Origin of the sequence: Flavobacterium sp. (assembly GCF_044357305.1) — a bacterium.
Classification (GTDB): domain Bacteria; phylum Bacteroidota; class Bacteroidia; order Flavobacteriales; family Flavobacteriaceae; genus Flavobacterium.
The window spans coordinates 1-8,964 of the sequence record NZ_JBIKPS010000044.1 but is presented as its reverse complement, the minus strand read 5'-3'; the positions used below and the strand labels follow the sequence as shown (position 1 = coordinate 8,964).

The 8,964-nt window shown below is 30.1% G+C and carries 10 protein-coding genes; all 10 read left to right on the top strand.

Annotated features, from left to right (window positions below; translation table 11 throughout):
• The coding region (locus ACIQ2J_RS14640) for a hypothetical protein (RefSeq protein ID WP_396171205.1) at positions 1-209 on the top strand (209 nt) is incomplete at its 5' end.
• A 785-nt stretch (positions 210-994) separates the two neighbouring features.
• Positions 995-2,347, top strand: coding sequence for a hypothetical protein (locus ACIQ2J_RS14635; protein ID WP_396171203.1), 1,353 nt, complete (start codon positions 995-997; stop codon positions 2,345-2,347).
• 1 nt (position 2,348) lies between these two features.
• A complete protein-coding gene (locus ACIQ2J_RS14630; RefSeq protein ID WP_396171201.1) occupies positions 2,349-3,389 on the top strand; it encodes a hypothetical protein in 1,041 nt (346 codons plus the stop codon).
• Between the two features lie 4 nt (positions 3,390-3,393).
• Positions 3,394-4,449 (top strand): hypothetical protein, encoded by a 1,056-nt coding sequence (locus tag ACIQ2J_RS14625; RefSeq protein ID WP_396171198.1) that lies wholly within the window; start codon positions 3,394-3,396, stop codon positions 4,447-4,449.
• 2 nt (positions 4,450-4,451) lie between these two features.
• A complete protein-coding gene (locus ACIQ2J_RS14620) occupies positions 4,452-4,850 on the top strand; it encodes a hypothetical protein (protein WP_396171196.1) in 399 nt (132 codons plus the stop codon).
• A gap of 117 nt (positions 4,851-4,967) precedes the next feature.
• Positions 4,968-5,261, top strand: coding sequence for a hypothetical protein (locus ACIQ2J_RS14615; protein ID WP_396171194.1), 294 nt, complete (start codon positions 4,968-4,970; stop codon positions 5,259-5,261).
• 41 nt (positions 5,262-5,302) lie between these two features.
• Entirely contained in the window at positions 5,303-5,434 is a 132-nt protein-coding gene (locus ACIQ2J_RS14610; protein WP_396171192.1) for a hypothetical protein, read from the top strand.
• 264 nt (positions 5,435-5,698) lie between these two features.
• On the top strand, positions 5,699-6,439 hold the full coding sequence (locus ACIQ2J_RS14605) for a DUF6577 family protein (RefSeq protein WP_396171190.1): 741 nt from the start codon (positions 5,699-5,701) through the stop codon (positions 6,437-6,439).
• A 250-nt stretch (positions 6,440-6,689) separates the two neighbouring features.
• On the top strand, positions 6,690-7,694 hold the full coding sequence (locus tag ACIQ2J_RS14600) for a HipA domain-containing protein (RefSeq protein WP_396171187.1): 1,005 nt from the start codon (positions 6,690-6,692) through the stop codon (positions 7,692-7,694).
• A 2-nt stretch (positions 7,695-7,696) separates the two neighbouring features.
• Entirely contained in the window at positions 7,697-8,119 is a 423-nt protein-coding gene (locus ACIQ2J_RS14595) for a HipA N-terminal domain-containing protein (protein WP_396171185.1), read from the top strand.
• Positions 8,120-8,964: the final 845 nt, after the last annotated feature.

Below are 8,964 nucleotides of genomic sequence, written 5' to 3'. Positions count from 1 at the left end.
AAACCAATAATGTAACAATACAAAAAAAATCACTTTTAGAACTTAATACCGACTTTAAAGAATTTGAAAAAATTAAAAACAATTTTTTACAAAAATACTTAAAAGTAATTTCAGGGGTAAAAGTAGAGCATTACAGAACTAAAAATAATATGATTACTGAAATAGACATTGTGTTCGATGCGGTATTAAAAGAAGAACTTTACGAATAGTATTTTAAAGGAAACAAATTTGTTTGAGGAGTTTATAAAAGATGCTCTAACAAATGAAAACAATATGATTAATTATAAACCAACAAAAGATGTGAAAAAGATAGTTTATGGGTAGTAGTTAGAAATAGTTTACAAAAAAATCCCCCTTACAGAAGGGGGAAAGCACAAACAGTTGCACGGCATTATTTTTTGTTCCTAAAGGTTACTTTAAACAATACTACTGATAGTATAAATAATTGTAATCCTGTCAAAAGAACATCCTGTGAGAGGTTAATTTGTATGTTCGCCTCTCTCTTTGTTAAATTTGTCATAGTTGTATTTGTTAAAACTATGTGCGCACAAAGTTGGTGAAAGACTAATATAGTAAACTATTTTTAACATACCTTTAAATAAAACAAATAAAATACCTTAACATATAAACGTACCTTAAGTTATTATTTCCATTAAGTATATAATAGAACATTAAACAAACATACAAAATAAAAACTAATTATCCATTAAAGGGATACGTACCAAAAACTATTCCAAAATTGCAGAGGTATAAAACAAATAAATGCCAACAGCAATCTACATAGCAGGTCTAGGACAATCAACCAACAAAGAGTCGGTAGAGAAATATCCCGACCGCGTGTATTTGCAATCGTGATTACTATGATATTGCCAAATATAAATTCATAAAATAGCAATAATCAACCCAATTATTGATGAATACCCGCTACTTTGTAGCGCATATATACAAGTTATATGATACCCTTGAGCTACACAGAACGTTGAAAAAACTGAATATGAAGACACTATTTTTTCTTTTAATTCCACTATTTACTTTCTCACAAGTAAAAATGCCAAGTATTCCACAACCAACACAATTTCAACATTACGGAAATCAAGGTTTAGGAAATCCAAACAATATAAACGTAGTTCCAAATCCGGTGAATATTTTTAACGGAACGGACGAAACACAAAAAAGACAACAATTACAAAACGAAAAATTAATCAGAGAAGCCACCCAAACAGAAAAGCAAAAGGAAATACAAATGCGTGAAATTTACGCAGACATAAACCAAGCAAAATCAAACATAAATTACAATCTTCCATCATATTCTAATCTTTCAGGAACAAATTACTATTATGAAGTTTATGACAGAATAATTCAACTTGACACAAATAGTTTATCGGTAAAAGATATTAATTTCCAAATCGAAAACGCTTATTTTGAAAACAAACAAGACAAAGCAGAGTTTGACAAAATCATAAAAAATTCGGGCGATTTTATTCTTTCCAAAATGAAAGAACTCAATTATGATTTACAAAGCAATTCCGCCAAAAACTTTATGCTTTTTCAATTCTTTTCAGAAACAATGCAACTCAAATCCAACGGATTAAAGCATACTGCTTTTAAATATGATTTTGACGACTATATGGGTGTGATAGATTATTCCAAAATGTTTGTTTCAAAACTTCTTGCAACCAAAACAGGGCAATGCCATTCAATGCCTTTACTCTATTTAATTCTTGCCGAACAAATAAACGCCGAAGCGTTTTTGGCGTTTTCGCCAAACCATTCCTATATTCGTTTTAAAGATGATGTTGGCAAATGGTATAGTATCGAACTTACAAATGGAATGTTCTCAACAACTTCCTATATTTTACAATCGGGTTATATTAAGTCAGAAGCATTGCAAAACAAAATCTATATGCAAAATCTATCTAAAAAAGAATTGCTATCGCAATTTTATGTAGATTTAGCAAATGGGTATATTCATAAATTTGGCTACGATGAATTTGTACAAAAACTAATTACAAAAGCGTTAGAACTTTATCCAAACAGCATAAGTGCCAATATGATACAATCCAATTTAGACACTGTTCGTTTTGAATATGTTATGCAACAACTCGGAATTAATCCACGAAAAAAAGAAGAATTACAAAACATCCGTTCTTTTCCTCAAGCAGTTGCATTACTCAATAAAGTAAACGGACAATACAATTTTATGGACAATTTAGGTTACGAACATATGCCAGACGAAGCTTATCAAAATTGGTTACAATCTATGAAAGAACAAAAACACATTCAAGATAACGAAGCCATCAGAAAACAATTCAAAGGTTTAGTCATCAAAAAATCATTAAAAAACTAAAATGAAGAAATACTTTATACATTCTTTTTTCTTTCTCTCAACATTTTGTGCTATCGCACAAAACCAAGAAAAACTATTTGAACAAAGCTACGCTTTGCTCAATAGTATAATTGTTGATGAGAATAATTATAGTTTTAAGAAAGCGGTTTTTTCAGTCGAAAACGCATATTTCAATAATAAATTAGATACTACTTTTGTTAACAAAGAAATTAAAACATTAACCAATCTTTGCAATTCATTAATCCAAAACAGGTTTTTGGCTTATGTAGAAAGCGACAAAGAAAAAGTAAACAAATGGGCATCGGTTTACTCGGTTATGTGTGATACAATTCCTTTAATTATTGAAGATAAACAATACAAATACATTCCTTACGGATATGATTTCAACGATATTTTTGGGCATAACGATTTAGCAAATATGTCAGTAACAAAACTGCTTCAAACTCGCAAAGGAAATTGTCATTCATTACCTTATTTATACAAAATACTTGCAGAAGAATTAGGTACAACTGCCAATCTTTCGTTAGCACCAAACCACGTTTATATCAAACATCAAAATATAAAACACGGTTGGTTTAATACAGAACTTACAAGCGGAATATTTCCGAACGATGCTTGGATAATGGCTTCGGGTTTTGTGCATCTTGACGCAATTACAAACGGCGTTTATATGAAAGCACTAAATAATAAAGAAAGTATTGCACTTCTTTTAATTGATTTAGCCAATGCTTACAAAAGTATTTACCCAAATAACAACGGAACTTTTGAATTGAAATGTGCCGAAACAGCAATAAGTGCATATCCAAATTTTGCAACTGCTTTAATTCTTAAAGCCGAAATTCACAAAAAACAAGTGGAACAAGAAACAAACGAAGAAAAAGCAAAATTGCTTTTTACTGCTTTAGAAAAAGAATACGGACACATTCACAAAATCGGCTATCGATTTATGCCCGAAGAAATGTATTTCAATTGGTTAGTTACATTAAAAACAGAAAAAAACAAATACGAAAACAAAAAATTAAATAACTTTAGCAAAAATTAATACTATGAAAAAATATTATTTTTTAGTGCTTTGCTTCTTAACTTTTGGTATGCTTTCAGCACAAGAAAAGTTATCTAAAGAAGAACAAGCAAGACGAGAAAAAAACATACAAGCAGGAAATCCTTTTGCCAAGTTTGGTTATAAAGCCAAAGTTGCTACTTTAAGCAAAGGAAAATATCTCGAAGTTCACGATTTAGATAGTATTGTAACCATTGGTTCAATTCGTTATCACGTTGACAGAAAACAAATCGTTGGAAACATTGTCATTGATACTACCGATATGTACGCTCGACCAATTGGCGACACGCCAAGCCGTTGGCTTTCGCCAGACCCATTAAGTGAGGAGTTTCCTGATTGGTCGCCTTATACAATGTCGTTTAATAATCCAATGCGATTTGTTGACCCTGATGGAATGGCACCAACAGACATTGTAATTCTCGGTAAAAACAATTCAAGTTTAACTATTAAGACTAATTTGATAGATGTTAAAATTAATGCAGGTGCAATAGTTGGCGATTTAGGAGGAAATTATAGTTTCAGCGGAAATGATTTTGTTGTTACGGCCTTAGATATTGTTGGTGTTGTTGACCCAACACCAGCATCTGATTTATTAAGTGCATCTCTATCAGCTGATGGTGGAGATTGGTTGGGTGCTGGTGCAAGTGTTTTAGGTGCAGTTTTACCTTATGCTGGAGATTTAGCTAAAGGTCCAAAAATTGCGAAAGGTTTAGATAAAATTTCTGATGCAATAGATAGCGTGAAAAAAATTGGCCCAGCTGGAGACGCAGGTGCAACTGTTACAAAACAAGTTCCTTCCGATTGGACTATGAAAACAAGCAAAAATGGTCAAGGAACAGTTTTTAAAGACCCTAAAAACCCAGCAGGAAATAATGTAAGAGTACAGAGTGGTAACCCAAATAGTCCAAATGCCGCTCAACAAAAACCATATGTTAAGCAAACATCAAATGGAAAAACAGTTGATGCTAAAGGTAAACAAGTACCTTCAAATTCAGCTGAATCTCATATACCTAAAAAAGATTTTAAATTTAATAAAAATTAAAAATGAGTTATTTAGAAGAAAAAGAAAATCCAATTATTTGGAAAAATAATATATTTAAAGCTATTTTTGATTTATCCGATATTGAATTACAAAAATTAACTTGGTCTGGAAAACATCCTAAACTTATTTCATCATTTTCAGAAACTTTAGCAAGGCTTTATGATGATTTAGATTTTGAAAGGTATACTGAATATTACAAGTCAATTAACGGGGATGATAAATTATATAATCTATTGAACGAAATTAATTTAATGATAAATGATTTCGAAGATATTGGTTATGGAATAGAAATGGAAACAGATGGATATAACAAAATTCTTGAAAACAAAGTTTGGTTAGACATAACTGAAAAAGCAAAAGAAATATTTAGTGAATATATCATTCTTAACAAAAAAAAGTAAATATAATAGAGTGATTTTAATTAAGTATAAGTTAATTTTTAAAATACAAACTATCTTTTCATAAACATTTTCAATAAATTCATATTTTTATCGTTAATAACTTTAAAAATTATAAATATGGCATCAACATCAGAAACAGGACACGCAAAAAATGTTGCAAATCTTCAAGATTTAATTTCATTCGTAACAGGTTATGGAGCAACATACAACCCAACTAAAAACGCATTAAAGTTACCACAACTTAATGCATTATACACGGCATCTCAGACAAGTTTAGCCGATGTTGTTACTAAAAACACGTCTTACAACAACAAAGTTAACGAGCGGGTTATTGCGTTTAAAGATTTAAAATCGTTATCAACAAGAGTGATAAACGCATTACAAACCCCCACGCTCTCCAAAGTCTCCTGACTTTGGAGCAGCATTAAAACATTAATCAATAAAAATAACCCATGACCATCCAAGCAATCATTCCAGGAACAAAACCAAAAAAAGAAGACGGCACCGACGACAAAAGACATTATGTAAATCCCGAAACAAAACCAAAACATCCAACATTAAAACCACACAACCCAAAAAAATAATTAACTTTTGGTAATAATAGCAGTTTACCGCCAAAGTTTAACTAAACATTCTATTTGCGCTTTACTACACAATGTGTAGTAAAGCGCAAATGAAGTAAATGATATTTTGTCCCAAATGTTTCTCATATTTGGGACAAAACTAAAGGAATAAAATCATATATTACCTATCGCAATTTATAATATAAAAACGGCAAAATATAAATATTTTTGCCAATTTTATATAATTCAAAAAAAAGACATACCTTTGCTATAAACAAGCAAATAATGAGTATTACAATAGAAAATCAAATAAACAAATATTTTCAAACTAGAGACAAAATCTCTAGAGAAGAACTATTGGCATTAATCAAAAAAGATTTTGCCAATTGGACAGACAATACCATCAATATTTATGTATCTGTTTTACAAAAAAAAGGTAGTATTCATTCCCTTTCAAGAGGCATATATGCTCTAGGAAATGAAAAAACATTTCAACCGCATCTAAACAATAAACTAGTTAAAATAGCATCGGTTATAAATAAAACATTCCCATTTGTAAAGTATTGCATTTGGGAAAGCGCATGGTTGAATGATCTAATGCGACATCAAACATTCAAAAATTTTACGATTGTTGAAGTAGAAAAAGTAGCGAGTGAGCAAGTATTCAACCAGCTCAATACCAATTTTTCAAATGTTTTCATCAATCCAGACAAAAAAACAATAGAACGATACATCGGAGCTTTAGATAATGCTATAATCATCAAAAACCTAAATTCAGAAGCGCCCATCCAAAAATGGAACAACATCAATGTCCCATCTTTAGAAAAAATTTTAGTGGACATCGTAGCAGATGACGAACTATTTGCAGCACAGCAAGGCGAACTAGAATTTATTTTCAAAAGTGCATTTGACAAATACAACATCAACGAATCAAAAATGAAACGCTACGCATCGAGAAGAAATCGCGAAGCTGAAATTAAAAAACAAACCAATATAATTTCGGCTAAACAAAACGTTTTTTGTTAATACTATAAAATGATTAGTAACAAAACACATACAAGTAATTGGATTCTTAACTTAAAAAGAAAGTTAGGTAAACATAGTGATGCCAAATTAATTGAGAAAGTAATTTGGGCACTAATGTTATTAGAACAATTACAAATAAACGGTTTAAAAATACATTCAAAGGAGGTGACGCATTAGTGTTAGCAATCTCAACAGGTAAAAATAGATCACGTCAACGAAAGAATAAAGAATTATTCAGATAATTTATGATATGTCAAAAAAACTAATCACATACAAAATAGTAAATAAATCAGGAGTTAAATTGACTTCAAAACATTTAGATGTAATTAAAAGTCATTCTATTGTAGCATTAGAAGGCACTGTTGGTGGTGATGCTCCAAAAGATTTAATACGATTATATACTTATGGTGAAGGAAGAAAAAGCAATCCAAAAACATGGAAGAAATATATTGCAAAAATTGGACATAAATGGTATCCCAATGAAAGCATAACAGAGCATTATTTAACAGTTGTAGGTAAATGTTTTGGCATAAATATTGCTAATTCAAAAGTAATAATAGCCGAAGATTATGTTAGGTATTTAAGTGAGCATTTTCATAATGAAGAACAAACCCTAAATCACGGAGCTAATATTTTATCAAGATTTATTAACGAGGATAATAACGAATGGATAGATGAACTCGATAAAAATAAGGCGTTAAAAAAAGAAATAAATATAGTTGACGTACTAAATTCTATCAAAAAAATCTTTCCTGATGAACATTCAGAAATATTTAACAGTTTCTTTCATATGCTTTTATTTGATGCTTTAACAGGCAACAATGACCGCCATTACTATAATTGGGGTATTATTTCGCACATTAAAAATGAACATAAACCATACTTTTCACCAGTTTATGATACAGCAAGAGGGCTGTTATGGAATCAATCTGACGAAAAAGTTATATCTTTGCAAAAGGAATTAAGCAATCCTGACAATAAAAAAGTAGAAAATTACGTTTTAAATTCAGTACCAAAGATTAGTGTACCAAATAATAGTAAATGTAATCACTTTGAATTAATTGAATTTCTTATAGAAAATGAATATTTTAAAAATGAACACAAAAGTGTTTGGACGAACCGTAAATTTCTTGATGAGGCAATAGTAAAATTGAACTCTGAATTTGAACACTTGTTCATTAAGGAAAGAAGAGAAGTGATCCAGTATTTATTGGATTTAAGGTTTAAAAAAATAGCTGAAATATTAAATAAATAATTATGATTAGTGCAATCTTAAGTATATTCAACAAAAACAATAGTAACAACAAAAAGTCTAAAGGTTTAATAAAGGACAATTGTGTTATAGAACATAAAGAAACAATCCATCGATTTTCATTAAAATACCAAAATACTATCATAGGTAATTTAATTTTCGATAAGGATGAATGGCTTTTTGAGTATTCAGAATGGTTTAAAAATCAAAATGAATTACAACCATTATTAGAATTTCCAATAGTTACTAATACTTATAAAACAAAAGAATTATGGCCGTTTTTCTCTAATCGTATTCCATCTTTCAAACAACCAAAGATTAAAGAATACATTGAAAAATATCCATCAGAGCGAACCAATACAGTTAAATTATTAGAAATGTTTGGTGAATACTCTGTAAATAATCCATTCAAATTAGAAACAAAATAAGGTGCTTAAAAGCATCTTATTTTTTGCAATTTCCTCATTCAGCTGCACAAAAATCGCTCCTAACCCAAGTATTCATAGCATCAATTATTTGTTTGCTTCATTTCGCTAATTTAATTTACAAATATTTAGAACGTTATTTTCGTTTGGTAGTAAAATGACGCTTTAGATTTCCAATTACCCCCCTGGTCCGAGCAGAACCAACTTGCATCGCTAGTGCGAGTTTCTAACTCGTACCCACAAAGTTGTCTCATCCCAAAATAAGTTTACATATTTACACTTAATTCTTTAAAAAAAAACAAGAAATACTTGAAGCATCATTTACTTACATTAATTAAAAGTAAATTGTTGTGTTTATAAAGCAAACTGTAAAACCTCTTCATTACGGAGTGGTTTTTGGTTTTTATTCTTCTCTATAGCTAAAAGCAACACAAGTACAAGATTTACAAGTAACAGTTGGTAACAGATTGCCTTAATCGATGTTGCAAAGATATTTTTTTTTTAATTTCACATCAAAAAACCGTAAAAAAAACACCAAAACACCGTAACACACTTTAAAAAACTATTCCAAAATTGCAGAGGTATAAAACAAATAAATGCCAACAGCAATCTACATAGCAGGTCTAGGACAATCAACCAACAAAGAGTCGGTAGAGAAATATGCAGCACGCTATAGTAAAGAATTAGAATACAGTACATCCGGGATAAACTTCTACACCAAGGCGGATTCAAGACCTTAATGCAACAAGGTCAGTTATTATTTTAATAATCAAATTTAGTTTTTTATTTCAATTCAGCATAATTTCAGAATAACTTTTTTGGCTTTTTTAATTAGCCAAAAGTTATTT

Bases quoted from the DNA above. Each gene is read 5' to 3' on its own strand.
- ACIQ2J_RS14635 (WP_396171203.1), top strand. From the start codon at position 995: ATGAAGACACTATTTTTTCTTTTAATTCCACTATTTACTTTCTCACAA.
- ACIQ2J_RS14610 (WP_396171192.1), top strand. From the start codon at position 5,303: ATGACCATCCAAGCAATCATTCCAGGAACAAAACCAAAAAAAGAAGAC.
- ACIQ2J_RS14600 (WP_396171187.1), top strand. From the start codon at position 6,690: ATGTCAAAAAAACTAATCACATACAAAATAGTAAATAAATCAGGAGTT.
- ACIQ2J_RS14615 (WP_396171194.1), top strand. From the start codon at position 4,968: ATGGCATCAACATCAGAAACAGGACACGCAAAAAATGTTGCAAATCTT.
- ACIQ2J_RS14630 (WP_396171201.1), top strand. From the start codon at position 2,349: ATGAAGAAATACTTTATACATTCTTTTTTCTTTCTCTCAACATTTTGT.
- ACIQ2J_RS14595 (WP_396171185.1), top strand. From the start codon at position 7,697: ATGATTAGTGCAATCTTAAGTATATTCAACAAAAACAATAGTAACAAC.
- ACIQ2J_RS14625 (WP_396171198.1), top strand. From the start codon at position 3,394: ATGAAAAAATATTATTTTTTAGTGCTTTGCTTCTTAACTTTTGGTATG.
- ACIQ2J_RS14620 (WP_396171196.1), top strand. From the start codon at position 4,452: ATGAGTTATTTAGAAGAAAAAGAAAATCCAATTATTTGGAAAAATAAT.
- ACIQ2J_RS14605 (WP_396171190.1), top strand. From the start codon at position 5,699: ATGAGTATTACAATAGAAAATCAAATAAACAAATATTTTCAAACTAGA.